General features: G+C 37.6%; 14 protein-coding genes and 1 riboswitch. Of the genes, 1 reads left to right on the top strand and 13 read right to left on the bottom strand.

What is annotated here, in order from left to right:
- Positions 1-32: 32 nt before the first annotated feature.
- From LC457_RS02620 to LC457_RS02580, 9 genes are all read right to left on the bottom strand, one after another.
- Entirely contained in the window at positions 33-2,015 is a 1,983-nt protein-coding gene (locus LC457_RS02620) for a heavy metal translocating P-type ATPase (protein WP_223598498.1), read from the bottom strand.
- 45 nt (positions 2,016-2,060) lie between these two features.
- Positions 2,061-2,480, bottom strand: coding sequence for a Fur family transcriptional regulator (locus tag LC457_RS02615; protein WP_002983024.1), 420 nt, complete (start codon positions 2,478-2,480; stop codon positions 2,061-2,063).
- Between the two features lie 17 nt (positions 2,481-2,497).
- Positions 2,498-3,394, bottom strand: coding sequence for a cation diffusion facilitator family transporter (locus LC457_RS02610; protein WP_223598497.1), 897 nt, complete (start codon positions 3,392-3,394; stop codon positions 2,498-2,500).
- Between the two features lie 18 nt (positions 3,395-3,412).
- Positions 3,413-4,294: a bestrophin family protein gene (locus LC457_RS02605; RefSeq protein ID WP_223598496.1), complete on the bottom strand. Its 882-nt coding sequence runs from the start codon at positions 4,292-4,294 to the stop codon at positions 3,413-3,415.
- A 131-nt stretch (positions 4,295-4,425) separates the two neighbouring features.
- The gene (locus tag LC457_RS02600) at positions 4,426-5,655 is read right to left on the bottom strand and encodes an efflux RND transporter periplasmic adaptor subunit (protein ID WP_223598495.1); all 1,230 of its coding nucleotides are present in this window, start codon (positions 5,653-5,655) and stop codon (positions 4,426-4,428) included.
- A gap of 46 nt (positions 5,656-5,701) precedes the next feature.
- Positions 5,702-10,063 (bottom strand): CusA/CzcA family heavy metal efflux RND transporter, encoded by a 4,362-nt coding sequence (locus LC457_RS02595; RefSeq protein WP_223598494.1) that lies wholly within the window; start codon positions 10,061-10,063, stop codon positions 5,702-5,704.
- Between the two features lie 146 nt (positions 10,064-10,209).
- On the bottom strand, positions 10,210-10,533 hold the full coding sequence (locus tag LC457_RS02590) for a DUF6660 family protein (protein ID WP_223598493.1): 324 nt from the start codon (positions 10,531-10,533) through the stop codon (positions 10,210-10,212).
- Between the two features lie 790 nt (positions 10,534-11,323).
- The gene (locus LC457_RS02585; protein WP_223598492.1) at positions 11,324-12,817 is read right to left on the bottom strand and encodes a RagB/SusD family nutrient uptake outer membrane protein; all 1,494 of its coding nucleotides are present in this window, start codon (positions 12,815-12,817) and stop codon (positions 11,324-11,326) included.
- A gap of 17 nt (positions 12,818-12,834) precedes the next feature.
- Positions 12,835-15,768, bottom strand: coding sequence for a TonB-dependent receptor (locus tag LC457_RS02580; RefSeq protein ID WP_223598491.1), 2,934 nt, complete (start codon positions 15,766-15,768; stop codon positions 12,835-12,837).
- A gap of 83 nt (positions 15,769-15,851) precedes the next feature.
- Positions 15,852-15,950, bottom strand: a riboswitch (SAM riboswitch).
- Between the two features lie 244 nt (positions 15,951-16,194).
- Between LC457_RS02580 and LC457_RS02575 the strand changes: the two genes are divergently transcribed.
- Positions 16,195-16,602 (top strand): type II 3-dehydroquinate dehydratase, encoded by a 408-nt coding sequence (locus tag LC457_RS02575; protein ID WP_223598490.1) that lies wholly within the window; start codon positions 16,195-16,197, stop codon positions 16,600-16,602.
- Positions 16,603-16,699: 97 nt separating this feature from the next.
- Here LC457_RS02575 and pckA read toward each other — a convergent pair whose 3' ends face one another.
- From pckA to LC457_RS02555, 4 genes are all read right to left on the bottom strand, one after another.
- Entirely contained in the window at positions 16,700-18,316 is a 1,617-nt protein-coding gene (gene pckA, locus LC457_RS02570; RefSeq protein WP_079240179.1) for a phosphoenolpyruvate carboxykinase (ATP), read from the bottom strand.
- Positions 18,317-18,443: 127 nt separating this feature from the next.
- On the bottom strand, positions 18,444-19,349 hold the full coding sequence (locus tag LC457_RS02565) for a GYDIA family GHMP kinase (RefSeq protein ID WP_223598489.1): 906 nt from the start codon (positions 19,347-19,349) through the stop codon (positions 18,444-18,446).
- Between the two features lie 10 nt (positions 19,350-19,359).
- Entirely contained in the window at positions 19,360-20,235 is an 876-nt protein-coding gene (gene fabD, locus LC457_RS02560; RefSeq protein ID WP_047376515.1) for an ACP S-malonyltransferase, read from the bottom strand.
- 71 nt (positions 20,236-20,306) lie between these two features.
- Positions 20,307-22,274, bottom strand: a complete 1,968-nt coding sequence (locus LC457_RS02555; protein WP_223598488.1) for a LysM peptidoglycan-binding domain-containing protein — start codon at positions 22,272-22,274, stop codon at positions 20,307-20,309.
- Between the last annotated feature and the right edge of the window lie 20 nt (positions 22,275-22,294).

Genomic DNA, 22,294 nt, shown 5'->3' with positions numbered 1-22,294 from the left:
AATATAATTGAGTTGTGTTTATTATTTGCTTCTTAAAATTTCATTCTTTGGATTCTCACCGCATTTAAAATAGCCAGCAATGCCACTCCTACATCGGCAAACACGGCTTCCCACATGGTTGCCAGTCCTCCTGCTCCCAAGACCAGAACGACAGCTTTTACCGCGAAGGCAAGGATTATATTCTGCCAAACTATCTTTTTCGTTTGTTTCCCTATATTGATCGCCATTGGGATTTTGCTTGGTTTATCATCCTGGATTACTACATCCGCTGTTTCAATGGTTGCGTCACTTCCTAAACCTCCCATTGCAATTCCCACGTCACTTAAAGCCACTACAGGAGCATCATTCACTCCATCTCCTACAAAAGCTACAGTCTGGTTTTTAGCTTTGATTTCTTTAACCTTATTTACTTTATCTTCAGGCAACAAATCTCCGAATGTATTGTCAATTCCCAGCTGATCTGCTACATATTTTACCACAGTTCCTTTATCACCGCTCAGCATGGTAGCTTTTACTTTCATTTTATGCAGATTGTCTACGGTTTCTTTGGCATCTTCTTTTATACTGTCTGCAATCGTGATATATCCTGCGAACTTTTTGTCGTAAGCTACTGCGATCACCGTGTACACAATGTTGGCATGGTTGATATCATAGCTGATGTTGAATTTATCCATCAGCTTAAAGTTTCCTACCAGAAGTTCTTTACCATTAATTGTCGCTTTCAATCCGTGGCCGGCAATTTCTTCTACATTTTCTAAAGGAATGGCGTGATTAATATCGCCTACATAATTGTGAATAGCTGTTGCGACAGGGTGGGTACTTTTACTTTCGAGAACATTCACCATCTGCAGGATTTCCTCTTTATTAAATTCAGGGCTCATACTTACTTCCTGAACTTTGAATACACCTTCAGTCATCGTTCCTGTTTTATCCATCACTACATTCTGGATTTCTGCAATACTGTCCAGGAAATTACTTCCTTTGAATAAGATCCCGTTTCGGCTTGCGGCACCAATTCCTCCGAAATATCCTAACGGAATAGAGATTACCAAGGCACAAGGACATGAAATCACAAGGAAGATCAATGCCCTGTAGAGCCAGTCTCTGAACTGATAGTCATTTACAAAGAAATAAGGCAGCAAACAGATTCCAATGGCAAGAAATACAACAATTGGAGTATATACTTTGGCAAATTTTCTGATGAATAATTCTGTCGGAGCTTTTTGAGCTGTGGCATTCTGAACCAGTTCCAGAATTTTACTCAGTTTACTGTCTTCATAGGCTGTATTTACTTGAACCAAAGCAATACTGTTCATATTGATCATTCCGGCAAGAACAACCTCGCCTTTATTTTTGGTATCGGGTTTACTTTCTCCCGTTAAAGCAGCCGTGTTGAATGATGCTGAATCTGAAAGCAATTCTCCATCCAGCGCCAGTTTCTCACCGGGTTTCAATTGGATTATATCTCCGATTTTAGATTCTTTCGCTTTTATTGTTTTAGGCTGATTATTTTCCATCACCGTTACCTCATCGGGGCGCTGATCCAATAAAGCTTTTATATTTCCTTTAGCTCTGGTAACTGCCATAGACTGGAATACTTCTCCTACCGCATAAAAAAGCATTACTGCGACTCCTTCCGGATATTCCCCAATGGCAAAAGCTCCGATAGTTGCGATGCTCATCAGAAAGAATTCTGAGAATACATCTCCCTTGATGATACTTTTATAAGCATCTTTCAATACCGGAAATCCTACAGGAATGTAAGCTGCCAGGAACCATACCAAACGTACCCAGCCTGTAAACCATGCGGGTTTTATATAGTTATCAAAGGCGATTCCCAATAATAAAATGACGAAAGATATAATGGCCGGAAGAAACATCTGAAAGACCGTCTGATCTCCGGAGTCGTGAGAGTGATCGTGGCCATCGTGGTCATGTCCGTCTCCTTCTGCGTGATTATGTTTGTGTCCTTTTGTATCTGGTTTTTCCGGGGTTGTACTACAGCATTTTTCCATAACTGAATATTTTTATACAAATGTAAAGATGAGACTGATGCAATGCTATTGCAAACTTTCGAGACAATTTTCGCAGATTCCTTTAGCAAACAATCTTATTTCATCTATCCTGAAATTGGTCTGTATATTTTCAGGGAAAGAAATATCTTCTTTACAGGTAGTTTGCTTGCATATTTTACAGTAGAAATGCAGATGCCAGTCTTTATGTGTTTTTTCATCACAATCGTCTTCACAAAGTTTGTATTTTGTGGTGGTGTTCTCCTGAATGCTGTGAACAATTCCTTTTTCTTCAAAGGTTTTCAAGGTTCTGTAGATCGTAATTCTGTCAGCATTATCAAAATGATTTTCTATTTCAGAAAGGGATAAAGCTGCTTCCTGAGAGCTTAAGAAATCATATACCAGAATCCTCATACTTGTGGGCTTGGTATTTTTATCAATGAGTTTGTGTTCTATATCTTTTTTCATTGTACGCTTTTAAATTTTTACAGATGTACTTCATTTTCTTCATAGCCTTCCTCCTCTATCTGAAAAGTGGTATGACTGATCTTAAAGTTATTAACAGTGGTATCCGTTAATATTTTTAATAATTGATTTTGAGAATACTCCGCTTCCTTTACAACATGTGCACTCATTGCATTCACACTGGATGTCAGTGACCAAACGTGCAGATCATGAACATTTTTTACCCCTGGAGTTTTTTCCAGAGATGTACGAAGTTCATGGATATCAACATCTTTTGGTGTTCCTTCGAGTAAAACATTGATTGCTTCTTTCAACAGCCTCCATGTTCTTGGAAAGATCAACAGTCCGATTGCTGCCGAAATTAACGGGTCGGCATAGTACCATCCGGTTGTCAGCATAATCACTCCAGCAATCATTACGCCTACTGAAGTAAGCATATCCGAAAGCACTTCAAAATAAGCGCCTTTCATGTTCAGACTGCCTTCCGAGTCTTTTCTCAGGATCATCATTCCGACAATATTAACAATCAACCCAATTCCTGCAACAATCAGCATTGATTTACTTTGTACTTCCGGCGGATTCTGAAACCTTTGATAAGCTTCAAACAAAACATAGATTGAGATTCCAAGTAAAACAACAGCATTAACAACGGCTGCCAATATTTCAGTACGGTAATATCCGTATGTTCTGGAAGGATCTGCTTTTCTCTCTCCAATTTTGATGGCTATAAATGCCAACAATAATCCTACCACATCGGTGAGCATATGAGCCGCATCTGCTAATAATGCAAGACTATTGGTCATGATTCCGCCAATAACCTCAGCAATAAGATAAGTTCCACTGAGGCACAGAACAATCAGTAAGCTTTTTTTATGTCTGCTTCCTGCAGAAACAGTTTGTATTGGTATATTTTCCATATTGTATGTATGGTTTAATTACATTTCGTAATAGGATGTATTTTCTTTTTTGGGCGGAACATTCTGTTCGCCGATCATTTGTCTGATATTGATCTCTATAGTTTGTGCCAGAGAAGTCATCGGAGTATCTACAGGGCCATTTTCAAAAGGATCCTGCATAATGATAGATGTTTTTTCAATAGCAATGAATGTAACCGGAACCAGGAAAGTGATTGCAATTTCTACCAACAACTGTGAATCATCAAGCCCAAACGGAAGGATAGCCGCAAAAACATAGATCAAAATATGAACTAAAACACTATAAGAACGCGGAAAAACCGTATTCTTCAGTCTTTCACATTTTCCCATACTGTCGCAGAGCCTTGTGATGATATCATTGAGCTGCATCTGTTGGAAATCCGTCAGTCCTTTCGAAGCCGCAATTTCCTTCAACTTTCTGGAGTGTTCGTCCAGAATAGCATTGGGAATATTGGCTCCTTTGATCTGATGTTGATCCAGATATTGCTGAACTTTTTCAGAAAACGGAAGTTTTCTCAGTGATTCTCCAAGGGCATAGGTCCAGGTGATCTGTCTTTCGGCAAAATCTTTTATTGTTTTATCATCTCCGGCAGGCATAAACTGAATAATCAATCTTACAAACGTTCTGGAATCGTTGACAACGGCTCCCCAAACGGTTCTGGCTTCCCACCATCTTTCGTAGGATTGGGAGGTTCGGAATGCCAGCAACAAGGATACTGCTGTTCCCAATAATGCAGGAATATTCAACGGCAGTGATATTTTGCGAAACCACGGCAATTCGTCCAGAAGACCAATGGCAATGGCAAATATTCCGATGAACAGAATTTGGGTTTTTATTTCACGGATGAAATACCAGACTGATATTTTTTTGTTCAGTAACATAATCAGGTCATTTATTAAAATTCGGTGAGATAATCTTTACTTTTCCTGCCGCTTTTATTCAATAAAAAATTCCGTAAACAGCTCTAATTTAAGGATAAAAATCGACATTTTACTGGTTCCGGCTGGTTTCATTAATGTTCGTGCTCGCCTGAATTTACCAGTTTCGCATTGACAAAGAATGCTCCTTTCACTACTATTTTTGCATTGTCCGGAATACTTCCTACCGGAGTTATCGCGGTATATCCCATATCGGAAGTTCCTTTTACCACTTCTATTTTTTCAAAGTTTAAGGTTTTCGGATGGGGTTTTCCTTTTTCCTCGTGTTCTTCTTCCGCTTTTTTATCAGTCTGAATAAACACGTAGTATTTTCCGTCTGCTTCTACAATAGCTTCTGTAGGAACTGCAGGGGTTGTACTTTTATCAAGGCTTACGATTCCGGTGATATTCATTCCGTCAATCAGTCCGGATTTGTTTCCGATCACTTCGCAATGCATAGAAATAGTTTTACTTTCGTTCTCAAAAGAAGATCCTATGCTGTAAATTCTCGCATCATATTCAGTTTCCGGGTTGTTAGTCAGTTTAAAATGAACAATCTGCCCTACTCTCATTTTAGGAAGATCTTTTTCAAACACTTGAAGATCGAGATGGATAGAACCGTTATCAATTACTGTAGCGACAGGAGAAGAAATATCTACATAACTTCCGATCTGCGCTGTAATACTGCTGATCGTTCCGCTGATAGGTGCTGTGATCACCAAACCTGACTTCATATTTCCATTGTTTACCTTCCCAGGACTTATTCCCATCATCTGAAGCTGTTTCAACAGGGAAGCTCTTTTTGTTCTTAATGTTTTAAGCTCAGCATCGGCACTCTGAAGGTTTTTCTTCGCTCCTGCATCATTATCAAAAAGCTCTCTTTGTCTTCTGTATTCCTGTTCCGCATACGTAATTCTGCTGTTTGTAGTCAGATAATCTTCCTGAAGCTGGATGTACTCAGGATTGGCAATGGTAGCGATAACTTGTCCTTTTTTCACGATACTTCCAACCTGAATATTGATGGTTTTGATAATTCCTCCGTACAACGAAGTAATGGTTGCTTTATTACTGTTGGGAACACTCAGCAGACCATTTGCTTTTATGGTAGAAGTGAGCTCTTTCATTTCTACTGTTCCCAATGCAACTCCTACAGACTTCATCTGATCTTCTGTAAGTGAGGCTATAGTTTGTGGACCTTCTTCATGTGCAGATTCTTTCTGCTCTGTCTTTTCAGGAGCCTTTTCTTCTGCAGTTCCTTTTTTTCCACAACTTGTCAGTAATAGTGAAATCAGGATAAGGGGTATGATATTATATTTGAGTTTCATATCTAAGAATGTATTTTGTCTGATACTGTATTTCAGCGCTTTCATATTATTTATTAATGATTGAATTAATGGTCACTACAGATTGGTTCACCTGCTGGATAGATTCGAGGTATTTCAACTGAATATTGGTAGCCGTCTGGAGGGCAAAAAGATATTCCACATAGGAAATTTCTCCTGTTTTATATCCTAACTGGGCTGCTTTTACAATTTTCTCAGCATTAGGCAATGCCTGACTTGTATAATAATCATACTGTTGTAAATCCTGCTGATACTGGCTGAAAGCATTTTCCAACTGGGCAGAAAGTTGTTTCTGCTGCATTTTAGCATTGGTTTCGGCAACCTGTTTTTCATATTCCAATGCCTGGATTCTTGCTTTCGTAGCGCCAAATGTCAAAGGAATTGCTACTCCTACTGTTGCCGACTGAAAACGTTTTCCTGAGTTATAAAAGTTTTCCTGTCCGTTGATGGTATGAAGGCCTATCAGGGACTGATTGGTATATCCTAAGCTGAAATCCGGTAGTCCGAGAGATTTTTCAACTTTCTTATTTTTTTCTGCAATCTCCATTTCCTGATAAAAAGCTTTTACTGTAGGATTGTTGGCAACCACAGCACTGTCTAGTACATTTTCTGCTTTTAAAGGAGCATAATCTTTATTAAATGGAACTTCAAGATCTTCTGAGGTGTTCATCAAGGTCTTTAAATTCTTGTAGGCGTTGTTCAGAAAAACTTCATTTTGTCTGAGCAGCAGATCAATTTCTCCTTTCTGAGTTTCTGCAGTACTGATTTCGATCTTTTTGATATCACCGGCTTTGAATCTTACGGTTGCAATTCTGATAAATTCCTCATAATATTTGTCCAGACTGGTCAATTGGGCTTTATTATACTGGAGATATTCAATCTGATAATAATAAGTACGAACCTGTTTTATCAGTTCATTGGCTGTGATTTCTTTATCAATCTGTTTACTTTTAATATTTTCATTGATTAAATCTTTTCTTGCTTTAAACAGCGTGGGAAAAGGAATACTTTGTGAGATAGTAAACGATTGGTCAAACTTCGGGCTGTTGTACTGTCCAAGCTGGGCTTCAAAACTTAACTTGGGAAGTTCTTTTGCGGTGGGTCTTAATGCTTCAGCTGATTTAATGCTCAGATCTTTTGACTGTAAGGTTAAATTATTACTCACCGCCTGCTCTATCGCCTGTTCCACAGAGATAGGTCTGGACTGTGCATTAAAAGTCTGTCCCAGCATCATAAATCCTACAACAAGAACCGCTGTAAACATTCCCGTATTGTTATTTTTTCTTTTCAAAATCTTTGTGTTAAAAATGATATACAGCATCGGCAAAACGAATAACGTAAGGAAAGTAGCTGTTACCAAACCTCCAATCACCACTGTTGCCAACGGTTTCTGTACTTCAGCACCGGCACCTGTAGAAATAGCCATTGGTAAAAATCCTAAAGAAGCTACTGTTGCTGTCATTAATACTGGTCTCAATCTGGTTTTTGTTCCTTCAAATACTCTTTTCAGAATATCGGTTTCCCCTTCTTTTTCTAATTGGTTGAATGTTCCGATCAAAACAATTCCGTTCAGCACTGCAACTCCAAAAAGAGCAATAAACCCGATCCCCGCACTGATACTGAACGGCATATCTCTCACTAAAAGCGCAAATACACCACCGATTGCACTCATAGGAATGGCTGTAAAGATCAATGCAGCCTGTTTGAATGAGCGGAAAGTAAAATACAACAGCATAAAAATAAGAAGCAGTGATACCGGAACAGCGATCATCAGACGTTTGCTTGCTTCCTGAAGATTTTCAAACTGTCCTCCGTAGGTAAAGTAATATCCGGAAGGAAGTTTCACTTTATTCAGTTTTGCCTGAATATCTTTCACCACACTTTCCACATCACGGTCTTTTACGTTGAATCCGATTACAATTCTACGTTTTCCCTGCTCACGGCTGATCTGTGCAGGTCCAAGTTTATAACTGATATTAGCGACCTGTGATAATGGAATCTGTGCTCCTGTACCGGAAGTAATCATCAGGTTGTTCACATCTGAAATATCTGTTCTGTGAAGACTATCCAGACGGACTACCAGATCAAAGCGTCTTTCATTTTCAAAAACCTGTCCGGCAGCTTTCCCTGCAAACGCTGTACTTACCGCATTGTTAACATCTTCAATATTTAATCCGTAATTGGCAATTCTTGTTCTGTCATATTGTACGTTGATCTGTGGAAGGCCACTTACTCTTTCAATCTGAGGGGCTGTAGCTCCGTCCGCTGTCTGAATGATTTTCCCAACTTTATCCGCGTATACTGATAAAGAATCCAGGTTTTCTCCAAAAATTTTCACAGCAACATCCTGTCTGATCCCGGTCATCAACTCATTGAAACGCATTTGAATAGGCTGGTTTTTCTCAAAGAATACCCCAGGAATCGTTTCCAGCTTTTCGCTGATCTCATCGGCCAGTTCGTTGTAGGACTTCTTAGTTTTCCATTCGCTTTGCGGTTTTAATACAACGATCATATCCGTAGCTTCGGGAGGCATCGGATCCGTAGGAACCTCAGCGGAACCCGTTTTTCCGACGACCATTTTCACCTCATCAAACTGTTTGATAATTCTTGATGCCTGCATGGAAGTTTCTATACTCTGGCTGAGTGAACTTCCCTGTGGTAAAATACAGTGAAATGCAAAATCTCCTTCCTGCAGCTGTGGAATAAACTCACCACCCATATTTTTAAAAATAAAAGCGGAGATCAGAAAAACGACAGCTGTTGCCGAAACAATGATATATTTTAATTTGATTGCTTTCTGTAATAATGGCTGATATATTTTTTGCAGACGGTTCATCATTTTATCGGAGAAGGTTTCTTTGTGGGATATTTTCTTAGATAAAAACAAGGCACTCATCATTGGAATATAAGTCAGGGATAAAATCAAAGCTCCCAGAATAGCAAATCCTACCGTTTTTGCCATTGGCGTAAACATTTTTCCTTCCACACCTGCCAATGTAAGAATCGGGATGTATACGATAAGGATAATAATTTCTCCGAAAGCGGCACTGCTTCTGATCTTCGATGCAGAAAGGAAAACTTCTTCATCCATTTCAGACTGTGTCAATGCCCGGGCAGATTTTCTTATGCCTAAATGATGCAGGGTTGCTTCTACAATAATAACGGCACCATCTACAATCAGCCCGAAGTCTATCGCTCCCAGACTCATCAGATTGGCACTTACTCCGAAAACATTCATCATTCCTAATGCAAATAACAAGGAAAGTGGAATGGCCGAAGCTACGATAAGTCCGGCTCTCAGATTTCCCAGGAAAATTACAAGAACGAAAATAACGATCAGAGCTCCTTCGATGAGGTTTTTCTGTACGGTATTGATTGCTCTGTCTACAAGATCGGTTCTGTCTAGAAATGGCTCTATAATGACATCATTCGGAAGAGACTTCTGAATAGTAGGAATTTTTGCTTTGATATTGCTGACCACTTCATTACTGTTGGCTCCTTTTAACATCATCACTACTCCACCTACTGCATCTACTTTTCCGTCATACGTTAATGCTCCGTAACGAACGGCACTTCCTAAGCGAACATCAGCAACGTCTTTTATAAAGATAGGGACACTTCCTGTTTCGTTTTTAACCGCAATATTTTTAATGTCTTCAAGAGAGGTTACCAATCCGATTCCACGGATGAAATAAGCGTTGGGTTTTTTATCAATATAAGCTCCTCCCGTATTTTGGTTGTTTTTTTCAAGAGCTGTAAATATTTCAGTAATGCTTGTTCCCATTGCTTTTAACCGATTGGGATCGATAGCTACTTCATATTGTTTTAATTCTCCGCCAAAACTATTGATCTCCGCAACTCCAGGAGTTCCATTCAACTGCCTGCGAACGATCCAGTCTTGCATTGTGCGGAGTTCTTTGGCATTGTATTTCTTTTCGCTTCCTTTTTTAGGGTGAAGAATATACTGATACACTTCTCCAAGACCTGTACTTACGGGAGCCAGCTCCGGAGTTCCCACTCCTTTTGGAATTTCTTCTACTGCGTTTTTCAGCTGTTCATTAATGAGCTGTCTCGCAAAGTATACATCTACATTTTCTTTGAATACCACTGTAATCACTGAGAGCCCGAATCTTGAAATACTTCTTGTCTCCTGAATATCGGGAACATTGGCAATACTCTGTTCAATGGGAAAGGTAACCAACTGTTCCACTTCCTGTCCCGCCAATGTAGGACATACAGTAATAATCTGCACTTGATTATTGGTAATATCCGGCACAGCATCTATCGGTAATCTGGTGGCACTCCATGTTCCCCAGATGATTAGTATCAGGGTCATCAATCCAATGATCACCTTATTTTTAATACTGAATTTTATGATTTTATCTAACACGATTTAATTTAATTTTTATTGAAAAGTGAATGCACACAGTATAAAATACTGCAGCAAAAATATCCTGAAAACCTCTGCAATGGTATTGCAAAGTTTCAAGCACAGTTAAGTATTAGAAAGCATAACTTTCTAAAAGTCAATAAAAATTAAATTTTAGGAGGCTGCCAGATAGGATCGTAAATCTGGTAGGCAAAGTCGTTTTTGTGGAATAGGATCTTCTTTGAAAAGTAAGCAGGAATCTGATCCGGAATTTCTAATAAAGGATTCATCTTAAATGCTGAAACCGTCATCTGGCAACAGCTGCAGGCACACAACGGAGAACAGATATCTCCTTTTTCTGTAGAATGAGCACTATTAATACTTAATGAAACCTTATTATCACCTGTATTCAATGGATGGGATGTGTCTTCACATGGCATCAATGAGAGTGCCATGAAATAAATTGCCAGTATCCATCTTAAGAGGTTCATTGTTACAAAGGTAGAGATTTTTTCTAAAATGGGTAGCCACTCATCTTAAAAGTTGAAATTCAAAGCAAAATCACTCAAAAGTTAAACAATATCAATAAATATTTTTTATAAAACAGAAATTCATCTTAACAGGTTCTCTTTTAAAGGCCCATTAATTAGTAATCAAAAGCTTAATTTTGCATACTAAATGAAATACTTTTTATTTATACCTTTTATGATCTATCAGTTTTTAAAAAAGCGAAATAAAACTGATAGTGATGCTTATATGAATAGCATTCTTGTTTTTTTTATCTATACATTCCTCTATACTTTTTTTTTAATCCCTCAAAGTGTAGATTTTGTATTTATTATAATCAATAAAATTTCTACTATTCTGGGATTTTCAACGAATAATAAGTTGGTGAAATATGCCTTTTTCATTATATTAACAATACCCTTTTTTGCCTTTATCAGAAAAAAAAGATTAGATACCATAAAATTTAATGACTTTGAATATAAAATAGCTTACGTGTTCACAGGTTTTATCCTCTGGTTTCCTGTAGCTTTGTTTATTTTTTTACTTATCAAGCATTTACTGGTTGAATAGAATGTACTATAAATTTGTAATCTATGGGTTTCATCTCATTGACTAGTCATGAAAAAGACTGACTAATTTATTAATAATTCAAATCTATTTAAATCAGAGTAGGAATTTTCTATTCTGATTTTGTTTTTTACAGTTTTTTGAAATAAAAAAACCACCGCAAAAGCAGTGGCTTAAAAAATCAAATCTAATTATAAGTATGTCTCCTTATAAGTTTGGGTTGTTTTCAGCTTCTCTCTGTGGAATACTGAATAAATAATAATTGCTATTTGGAGTGAAAGCAGATTTATTAGGGAAATCAAGAACAGAATGTCCTTTACCATCTACGGTTTTCACTGTTCCTTCCGGTGTAGTGATCTGAACTTTTATAGGTTTACCATCAGCATCTACAAAAGGTTTTCTTACTACTGTTCCCTGCGTTCTGATAATATCTGAAAGGGAAAACCCTTCTCCAAATAATTCTTTTCTTCTTTCAATCAAAACTGCTGCTACAGCGTCATTTTGTGATAAGGAACCATTGTAAATATTGGCATTTCTTGCTGTTTTCAACTGGTTCAAGACTGTTACTGCCTGAGATACATTTCCGTTTCTGGCTTCAGCTTCAGCTTCAATCAGATACATTTCTGCAGCTCTCATGTAGACAATATCTGCAATAAGAGTTGGTTTAAACTTAAACTTAGCATACCTCAGCAATCCTTCTCTTCCTTTCTGTCCATCCCATGAAAACAACTGGGACCTGATATCATTGGCATCAAAAAGATTTTTAAAATAAGGATCCGCCATAAAGCTATAATAATAACTTCCTGATGAAGAAACATCCAGATAATGGAAGGCATAACTTTCATCGGACTGTTCCTGTGTCTGACCGTGTCCCCAGATCCATTCTGCATTGTTGATATCATTGAAGCCGTCTTTATATTTTTCCGGAGCCATCAGAGGGAAACCTTCTCTTGCGATTTTTGCAGATGCTGAAGCTTTGCTCCATTCACCGGTATTCAGATAAGTTCTGGCAAGAAGTCCGTTGACTACAGCACGGTTGATCTTATCCTTATTGTTTCTTGTATAACTTTTCAACAGGTTATCTGCATCAGTAAGATCACTTTTGATCAAAGTATACATTTCTTCAAGACTTGCTCTTTTCTTTCCTACCGTACTGGTTGTAGAAGGTTCAGTATAAATCGGAGCCGTCAAAGCCGACTTATCTTTAAGATAGCTGAACTGATAAAAACTCGCCAGATTAAGGTAACAGAAAGCACGCAATGCTTTTGCCTGTCCTTTCACCTGATCTTTTTTCTCCTGACTTCCTTCTGTTCCATCAATTCTTGTAATAACATTATTCATATTATTGATGGTTGAATACAACATCGTCCAGATAAATAAAGGTCTGCTTGCCGTACTGTTCACCATTTCTGTAAAAGCATAGGTAGAAGCAAAACCATATTTATTGGTCAGTACCGCCACATCACTTCCCATGGCATCACTGGCTCTTAAAACAGTGGAATACCCGATATTGGCATAGGTTGTTCCATCATTATTAAATTTTGCCCAGGTACCATTCACCACTGTTTCGGCACTTTCGGCTGTTTTGAAAACTTCTACGCTGCTGGCCTGATCAGTCGGAGCCGTATCCAGCTCACTTTCACAGCTTGTCAGCGACAAAAATCCGATAAGAGCAAACGATAGATATTTTAATTTTTTCATTCTTTCAATTTTAAAGGTTAAAGTGTTGCCTGAAGACCAAAAGTGATCGTTCTCATTGCAGGATATCTGTAATATGTTGTTCCGTCCAATGCCTGCTCAGGATCCATTCCCTTATGTTTATAGAAGGTCAGAAGGTTTTCTGCCTGGATATAAATTCTGAACTTTTTCAATCCTATTTTCTCAAAATAATCTTCTGGAAGCGTGTATCCTAAGCTTACATTTTTAAGTCTTGCATACGTTCCGGAGTATAGGAATCTTGAAGATGTTGAGGTCCAGTTATTCGTTGTGGTACTCAATCCCGGAACATCCGTATAAGGATTTTCTGGGGTCCATCTGTTTAACATTTCTGCGCTCCATGCACGTCCGCCGGCACTTCCGTTGTGCATAATGGAAGTATAGTCGGTATCCAGAATCTTCCCTCCGATCTTGAATGTCAGTAATCCTGAAAAATCAAAATTCTTATAGGTAATACTTGTACTGATACCTCCGGTCAGTTTAGGTAATGCGGAACCTTGTAAAAGTTTTGTAGCTTTTGAATATTCCGAAGTGGTTCCTTCAACTGAATTTCCGCTGGCATCTGTAGAGACCGTTTTCCACAATGGCTTTCCATTGCTTGGATCTACACCCACCCATTCCGGAATAAAGAAATCATATACAGAACCTCCTACCGTTAATAACTTGCTACCCACCACAAGAGAACCTCCTGGTAATTTGGTCACTTTATTATTTAAAGTACTCAGGTTTACATCTACATTCCACTGGAAATTATCATTCTTAACGGGAGTTGTGAATAATGAAAATTCAAATCCTGTATTCTGAATTGTTCCGATATTCGCCGGATAATCACTGATTCCCAACGACGGCGCAACCGGCATATTAAACAGAAGATCCTGGCTTTTTCTTTTGAAGTATTCGATATTTCCTTTAACTCTGTTATTCAGAATCGCGAACTCCAATCCTACATTCAAATTAAGGTTCGTTTCCCACTTTACATTATTGGTAGACGTTTTTTCAAGGGTTGTTCCCGGTTCTCCACCAAGGCTGATAAATCTGTACAACTCCTGATAAGCATAATAAAGCGGCTGCCCGTTAGGTCTAAGTAATTTATCATTTCCTTGTCCTCCGTAGCTGGCACGCAATGTCAATTGATTAAAGACATTCAGGCTTTTCACAAATTCTTCATTTGAAATCTTCCATGAACCTCCCACTGACCAGAATCTCCCCCATCTGTTATCCTTCGCAAATCTTGAAGAACTGTCTGCTCTTCCTGATGCTGATAAAAAGTAAGTATTGTTATAATCATACTCTACTTTTCCCAGGAAACTCAATAAGCTTAATTTATTACTGTTTCCACTGAAACTTCCAAGCAGAGAAGCAGCATCCGGCTCATAGTAATAAGGCAGTGAGAACTGACTTCTTGTTCCTGAAATAGTTTGATAATCGTATTTATAGAATTCATGTCCTGCCAGAGCATTTACGTGGTGTTTCCCAAATTTCTTATCGTATGTCAGAATATTGCTGGTTGTATAAGAAAGTGTTCTGGTATTGGTTTTCGTTACTGAACCTCCAATCTCAGCGCCCTGTCCCAGCAATGGATTCGAATAATAATGTCCGTTGTAATTCACCAAATCAACAGAAAAACTCGTCTTGAATTTCAACTCCGGTAAGAAAGTGAATTCCATGAATCCTTTTCCTGAGAAATTATCTTCTTTATTTTCGTTTTTATCTAATGGCAGAGTTGCAGCTGCATTCTGATTTTGAAGTGCATTGGTAGGTCTATACTTTCCAAAATCATAAATCGGATTTCCATCAGCATCCAGAATATAAGTTCCGTCTGCATTTCTTTCATAATAAGGATAGAATGAAGGAATAAATCTTGCAGCATTGATAATATTGCTGGCCTTAGAATCTGAAGAAGTCGGCGCCTGTTGAATACTGTTTGTATAGCTTAAGTTCACCCCAACATTCAGCCATTTTTTTACTTCAGAATTGATCTTTAATCTGGTATTATACCTTTTAAATCCTGATTCAATCGCCATTCCTTTATCATCCAGATACCCCAATGAAAAGAAATAATTACTTTTTTCACTTCCTCCGCTGATATCAAGATCCACCTGATTTCTTGAAGCCACTCTCTGCAGGATATCTCTCCAGTCGTCATTCCAAAGTGGTGATGCACCTGGTAATAGTTTTCCATCTGTTCCTACTGGTTTTGGATAAGCAGTTCCATATGGATTGATCCCAAGAGTCGAAACAAGATTATCTGTTGCCATCTGAGCTGCCTGCTGAGAAGATACTTTTCCAGACTGGTATCCGTTTCTCAAGGCTTCCCAATATAATTGAAAGTATTGATCTGTATTTACCTGTTCGTAATCTTTTACAGCTCTTCCAGAGAATCCTTGACTGATATTAAAATTAACTTTCGCTTCTCCTTTTTTACCTGATTTTGTGGTAATGATGATAATCCCGTTTGCTCCTCTTGATCCATAAAGCGCACTTGCTGTAGCATCTTTTAAAACACTGATGGATTCAATATCACTTGGGCTTATAGAGTTAATATTTCCGTCAAAAGGAATTCCGTCTACCACATATAACGGATCGCTGGAAGCACTTATTGAACCAATCCCCCTGATCCGGATGGTAGAAACCGCACCAGGCTGTCCCGATGCACTTGTTGTCTGAATCCCGGCAACCTGCCCTTCCAATGCTTTGGTAATATTGGTTACAGGTCTGTTATTGATCTTATCACTTGAAATTGTAGCAACGGAACCGGTATAGCTGTTTCTTTTAGCTTTTCCATAGGCTACCACTACAACTTCATCAATTTCTTTTTCATGAAGGCTATCCTTTTTCGGCTTGGAATTCTGTGCATGTACACCGGTAACTCCAAGAAAAAATGCAGCAACCGGAGGAATCCAGGCTTTAGCAGAGAATAGGTTTTTGCTAATCATAATCAATTTTATTTATCATATATTAAAATTTTGCCCTTTGCAGAAAAGTCAGCAAAGGGCATCGATAAATACGATTAACCAATTGCTTATTTTTCCTTAATAGGCTGAACGTAACACCTTGCCCAATAGGTAGGTTGTCAAGATTTCATAGGGTCAGTTCCCTCCATCTTTCTTTATAAGCCGATCGAAATATGGTTGCAAAGCTAAAAACTTTTAGTCTACAAAACAAGTAGACTTATTGTTTTTTCATGATAATTTTTCAAAAATTAACATAAGATTTTAATAAAACCCATTACTGCAAGGAGTTGTAGTTATTGTCATTTTATCAAACATGACAAATATCATTATTAATAATTCAATTCAATAAAAGTCAATCTATGCTGAAATTTCTGATCATTAATTAAAAAAAGTTTCTAAATTTATAGTATGAAAGTTTTGATTATAAACGGACCTAACCTCAACCTGTTAGGCACCAGAGAACCTGAAATCTATGGAAATGTTTCTATGGAAAGCTATTTGGAAATTTTAAAATCCGAGTTTCAATCTCATGAATTAAAATATTATCAGTCAAATATTGAAGGAGAGCTTATCAACAGGCTTCAGGAAGATGACTTTGATGCCGTCGTGATTAATCCAGGAGCTTTTACCCATTATTCTTATGCAATAGCTGACTGTTTGAAAAACATTAGAAAACCAAAGGTTGAAGTTCATATCAGTAATATCTACAAAAGAGAGGAATTCAGGCAGAAATCTGTGACAGCAGCTAATACGGATGCAGTTTTATCTGGTTTTGGAATGGACGGATATAGATTGGCTTTATTAAGTTTAAAATAATTTTTCGATTTATATTCTTCCTATAGATTGCACAGCATATATAAAAAATAAAAAAGCCTCATCAATGATGAGGCTTTTTGTATGCTATTAATAACTATTAGATAGTTTGTTCCTGTAATTGAGGTCCTGAAGCAACTAATTTCTTACCTTCCTCAGTATCACAGTACTGTTCAAAGTTCTTGATATATCTTGAAGCAAGATCTTTTGCTTTTTCTTCCCATTCTGAAGCACTCTCGTAAGTATCTCTAGGATCTAAAATACCTGTAGAAACATTTGGCAATTCAGTAGGAATCTCAAGGTTCATAATTGGAACCTGAGTTTTAGGAGCATTATCGATAGAACCATCAATGATTGCATCAATGATTGCTCTTGTATCTTTCAGAGAGATTCTCTTTCCGGTACCATTCCAACCTGTGTTCACCAAATAAGCTTTAGCTCCGTGTTCCTGCATTTTACCGATCAATGTTTTAGAGTACATTGTTGGATGTAATGTAAGGAATGCTTCACCAAATGCCGGAGAGAAAGATGGCTGAGGTTCAGTAATTCCTCTTTCTGTTCCTGCCAATTTTGATGTATAACCGCAAAGGAAGTGGTATTGAGCCTGATCTTCATTCAAGATAGAAACCGGAGGAAGTACTCCGAATGCATCTGCAGAAAGATAAACGATCTTCTTCGCATGACCAGCCTTAGATGGTAATACAATTTTGTTGATATGATAAATTGGATAAGAAACTCTTGTATTTTCTGTGATTGATCCGTCTGTATAATCTGCTACTCCATTGTTCACAACAACGTTTTCAAGAAGCGCATCTCTTTTGATGGCAGCGAAGATATCCGGTTCTTTTTCTTCTGATAAGTCGATAACTTTAGCATAACATCCACCTTCATAGTTGAATACTCCGTTATTATCCCAACCATGCTCGTCATCACCGATAAGGTATCTTTTCGGATCTGCAGACAAAGTAGTTTTTCCTGTTCCTGAAAGACCAAAGAAAAGAGCTACATCACCTTTTTCTCCTACGTTAGCAGAGCAGTGCATTGAAGCCATCCCTTTTAATGGAAGGTAATAGTTCATCATCGCGAACATCCCTTTTTTCATCTCACCTCCGTACCATGTACCTCCGATGATCTGTAATTTTTCAGTAAGGTTGAACATGATGAAGTTTTCAGAATTCAATCCTTGAGCTTCCCAGTTAGGGTTGATTGTTTTAGAACCGTTGATTACTGTGAAATCAGGTTCTCCAAAGTTTTCAAGCTCATAGTGAGAAGGACGAATAAACATATTAGTAACAAAATGCGCCTGCCATGCTACTTCAACGATAAATCTTACTTTAAGCCTCGTATCTGCATTCGTTCCGCAGAATGTATCTACTACATAAATCTTTTTAGATTCAGCAAGCTGGTTCAGCACTAGTTCTTTACAAGACCCGAAAATTTCTGCAGTAGTAGGTAAGTTTACTTTACCATCCCAGAAAATTGTATCTCTTGTAACATCATCCTGAACAATATATCTGTCTTTAGGTGAACGACCTGTGAAAATTCCTGTTTTTACTGATACCGCGCCAGATTCTGTAAGTTCAGCTTTCTCAAATCCCTGATTTTCAGAAGAAACTTCAGCCTGGTATAATTCTTCATAAGAAGGATTGTACACTACTTCATAGTTTCCTTTAATCCCTAATTTCTCTAAATCCTGGATGATTTTAGTGTTTTTCATTTTACTTATATTTTCTATTTCTTTATTGACTTCAACAAAAATAATATTAATTATTTGTTAAAGGTGGTTTAAATATACTGATATAAGTCAGAATGACAAATAAAAAAACAGGATCGTAAGGGTCTGATTATAAATCAATTATATTTTCCCACTCAAAAATAGTTGTAAAACCTTTCTCCCAAAAATAGTCTTTAAAGCCCCCAAATTTGGCACTCATTACAAAATCTCCCCCCCATGCGCCTAAACTTTTGACAAAAGAAGGGCAATCTGAGAAGAATTTTTCTTTAACTGTGGATATTTCAAGAAAATTAGCAATTTTACGCTCATGAATTATCATTAATTCGGAAAATTTTTCCAATTCATTGCATAACATTATTTTTTTTGTGATATCTGAAAATTCATTTACCAATTCCGGAGACTTCTTTTTTGATTTATAAAAATTGATTCCTTCTCTGCTATCCTGCTTCTGATTTAAATGAATAAAAATCAGTTCATTTTTAAATGTAGGATTGAAATCCACCTTCTCATATTTAATCTCAGGTTTGCTTTGGAAAAGAACTGCAGACTTTTCTTTTGCAACTGCGATATCATATCCACTCCCTCCCAAACTAATGGTATTAAGATGAAAAGGATCAATTTCTGCCCATTCTGCAAGATTGTTCATCAAAGTAGAACTGCTTCCAAGGCCATAATCTGCAGGAAACTGAAGATTGGTTTTTAAATGATAAGTAAAATTGGAGTTGAATTTAATATTAGAAAGCTGCTGAACATTCTTTAATGTTTTAAGAATAAATTCAGCGCTTGATGGAATATTGGTTTCTAAGATCTGCCAGTTTTTATAATCAATGACAGCCTTCAACCAGAGTTTATTTTGATGATAAGCTTCCCAAAGAATAAGTGACTTGTCATCTTCTTTTTCTTCAAAGAAAAACTCTTGTCCCAGCTTGGTAGGTACCGCTAAGACAAGAGCTCCATCGATTGCGAAATATTCTGAAGTAAGCATAAGCTTGCCCGGTGAAAATATCGCGTTCATATATTTTTAATTAGATTGCCGAAGCAGCATCTACTGATCCGTCAATTTTTTTGATCAATCCCTGAAGGGTTTTTCCTGGTCCTACTTCTACAAAGTTAGAGGCACCATCTTTAATCATATTCTGAACAGATTGTGTCCATTTTACAGGACCGGTAAGCTGAGCGATCAGATTTTGTTTGATCTCGTCAGGATTTGTTACCGCTGTTGTAGTGATATTCTGATATACAGGAATCGTTGCTTTTCTGAATTTTGTTTTTTCGATAGCTGCTGCCAGTCTTTCCTGTGCAGGCTGCATCAATGGTGAATGGAAAGCTCCGTTTACCGGTAGTAACAATGCTCTTTTAGCTCCTGCTTCTTTTAATTTTGCACAAGCTTCTTCTACTGCAGGTGTTTCTCCTGAGATCACCAATTGCCCCGGACAGTTATAATTTGCAGGAACTACAATTCCGCTAATCTGTGCACAGATTTCTTCAACCTTAGCATCATCTAATCCTAAGATAGCAGCCATAGAACTTGGATTGGCATCACAAGCGTCCTGCATAGCTTTTGCTCTTTCGGAAACTAATTTCAAACCGTCATCAAAGGATAAAACTCCATTGGCAACCAAGGCTGAAAACTCTCCTAAAGAGTGTCCTGCAACCATTTCAGCACCAAGACCGTTTACGGCTTTTAATGCTGCTACTGAATGTATAAATATTGAAGGCTGGGTAACCTCTGTTTTTTTAAGATCCGCATCCGTTCCGTTAAACATAATGGAAAGAATGTCGAAACCTAAAATTTCATTGGCAGATTCCATCAGATCTTTAATATCTTTTCTAGAATCATACAATTCTTTTCCCATTCCTACGAACTGAGAACCCTGCCCTGGAAATACAAGTGCTTTCATGTATTGAATTAAATATTATGCAAATATAACTATAATGTTAACAATATTCTTTTAAAGAGCTATAAATCATGTTAAGGTACCAGCCTGATTACTCTGTAACCGGTGTTTACATAAGCACCATTAGCTTTAGATTTTACAAACTCAAATTTTGTAGCAAGCTGAGTCTGAACTTTATTCATCTGTTTAAAGATCTCGCCTTTTTTATTTTCTCTGGTTAACATGTCGTTGACTACATCAAAACCTACGATAGCATATTTTGGAGGAGTTTTACAGTATTTGCTTTTGTAAGCAGCCAGAATTTCTTTTTCAAAACCACCCTCTGTATTGATCTTTCTGTCCATAAGATATACCAGACTTGCCTGACTCAGCTCGTCAACTTTTTTCTCAAAAGTCGGAGAATAGAACATACTGAACGCTTTCACTCCTTGTACTTCTTTAGAAATAGCAATAATCCTGTTGGCAAAAGCATCTCCTGCTGCATTATCATCATTGGCCAGAATGGCAATAACCGGTGCAGACTGACCTGTCATCATATTCTGATCGGGCTGAATATCTGCCGGAGAGTTGACAATAATAATATTAGGGTTTTTTACCGCTTTTTCAAGCCCTGCTTTGATGTAATTGGCATTTTCTTTCTTAGCATCTGCCACTACATATATTTTCTGGTCAGAATAAATTCCTTTTACTTCTTCTACAATCTTATCAGCATACGTCTGATTGTTGGTTTCAACGATAATAAGATTACTGTAGTTATATAATTCCGGAGTGTTGGCAAATGGTGCTACAATAGGAATTTTCTGATTTTTGGTAAAATCAAGAACATCAATTACATTAGATTTAAAGAAAGGCCCTATAATAAGATCTGTATTATCTGGATTGATTTGCGTCAAAGAGTTTTTGAATGACGCTTCATTTCCTGAATCAACGATTTTGATATCCAGTTTTTGTCCACCTCTGGCATTTCTTTCAATAGCAAGTTTAGCTCCTGTTAAAAAGTCAAGTGCCATTGTTCTGTACTGGGTTTCGTTTGTACTGTATCCGAAAGGAAGCATTAGGATCACACTAAGGGCATCACCATTTTTCTTAATATATGCTGCGTCCTGCTTTTTGATCTTTAAAACCATTCCGGTTTTCAACCCATGAGAAAGGTCCGGATTAAGAGCAATAAGTTCATCGATAGAAACACCGAATTTATTCACGATGGAAAATACAGTATCTCCTTGTTGAACGGTATAGGTTACATAATCATCTCCTGCAGCAACATTAGAAGAGGCAGTCGATTTCTCATTACCTGAATCCATTTTTGCTTTTGGATTTGCTTGCTCAGCAACGCTATCTGTGTTTGTATTAGTATGGGATGTTTTTATTTTAATGGTTTCACCTGGTTTAAGGCCTTTTTCTTCCAACCCTGGATTTAAAGCATAAAGGTCCTGCTGGCTGATGCCAAACTGTTTTGTAATTCTGTAATAATTATCTTTAGCCTGTATCACATAAGATTCTCCTTCTACAGCAGTCGTAACCGTTGTAGGTGTAATCGTCGTTATGTTTTTTTCTACAGCGGGTTCAGCATGTTTTTCTGCTGTTATAGCCTGTTGCTCACCTCCATATTTTTTAATGCTGGCAAGAGGTAATGTGATCTCATCTCCGATTTTCATATGAGAATCCAGTTCAGGATTCAGCTTTCTTAAATCAGTTTCAGAAATTCTGTATTGTTTTGTGATGCCATAAATCGTTTGTTTTGGCAGCAAAACAATTTTACCCAGAGAAGAAGTACTTGTTGCTGAAGTTACTTTTTCTGCTGGGGCCGATTTTGTCACAACCGGAGTAGCTGCTTTATCTGATTTTATAGTTAAAACATCTCCGATCGCCAGTTTGCCATCTTTATGTTTTGGGTTTAGCTTCAGCAATTCATCTACAGTCATTCCATACTTTTTTGCAATGTTGTAAGGATTATCACCTTGCACAACCGTATGTGATTTCTGGGCTGAAACTCCCAAAACCATACATAAACTGGATAGAATAAAAAACCTCTTTATCATATTCGATAATTATAATTTAC

Source organism: Chryseobacterium sp. GVT01B, from assembly GCF_019970045.1.
Classification (GTDB): domain Bacteria; phylum Bacteroidota; class Bacteroidia; order Flavobacteriales; family Weeksellaceae; genus Chryseobacterium.
The sequence above is the reverse complement of the archived record's forward strand: the minus strand, read 5'-3'. Positions and strand labels throughout refer to the sequence as shown.

Coding starts and splice junctions, on each gene's coding strand:
- LC457_RS02620 (WP_223598498.1), bottom strand. CDS start 2,015: ATGGAAAAATGCTGTAGTACAACCCCGGAAAAACCAGATACAAAAGGA.
- LC457_RS02615 (WP_002983024.1), bottom strand. CDS start 2,480: ATGAAAAAAGATATAGAACACAAACTCATTGATAAAAATACCAAGCCC.
- LC457_RS02610 (WP_223598497.1), bottom strand. CDS start 3,394: ATGGAAAATATACCAATACAAACTGTTTCTGCAGGAAGCAGACATAAA.
- LC457_RS02605 (WP_223598496.1), bottom strand. CDS start 4,294: ATGTTACTGAACAAAAAAATATCAGTCTGGTATTTCATCCGTGAAATA.
- LC457_RS02600 (WP_223598495.1), bottom strand. CDS start 5,655: ATGAAACTCAAATATAATATCATACCCCTTATCCTGATTTCACTATTA.
- LC457_RS02590 (WP_223598493.1), bottom strand. CDS start 10,533: ATGAACCTCTTAAGATGGATACTGGCAATTTATTTCATGGCACTCTCA.
- LC457_RS02585 (WP_223598492.1), bottom strand. CDS start 12,817: ATGAAAAAATTAAAATATCTATCGTTTGCTCTTATCGGATTTTTGTCG.
- LC457_RS02580 (WP_223598491.1), bottom strand. CDS start 15,768: ATGATTAGCAAAAACCTATTCTCTGCTAAAGCCTGGATTCCTCCGGTT.
- LC457_RS02575 (WP_223598490.1), top strand. CDS start 16,195: ATGAAAGTTTTGATTATAAACGGACCTAACCTCAACCTGTTAGGCACC.
- pckA (WP_079240179.1), bottom strand. CDS start 18,316: ATGAAAAACACTAAAATCATCCAGGATTTAGAGAAATTAGGGATTAAA.
- LC457_RS02565 (WP_223598489.1), bottom strand. CDS start 19,349: ATGAACGCGATATTTTCACCGGGCAAGCTTATGCTTACTTCAGAATAT.
- fabD (WP_047376515.1), bottom strand. CDS start 20,235: ATGAAAGCACTTGTATTTCCAGGGCAGGGTTCTCAGTTCGTAGGAATG.
- LC457_RS02555 (WP_223598488.1), bottom strand. CDS start 22,274: ATGATAAAGAGGTTTTTTATTCTATCCAGTTTATGTATGGTTTTGGGA.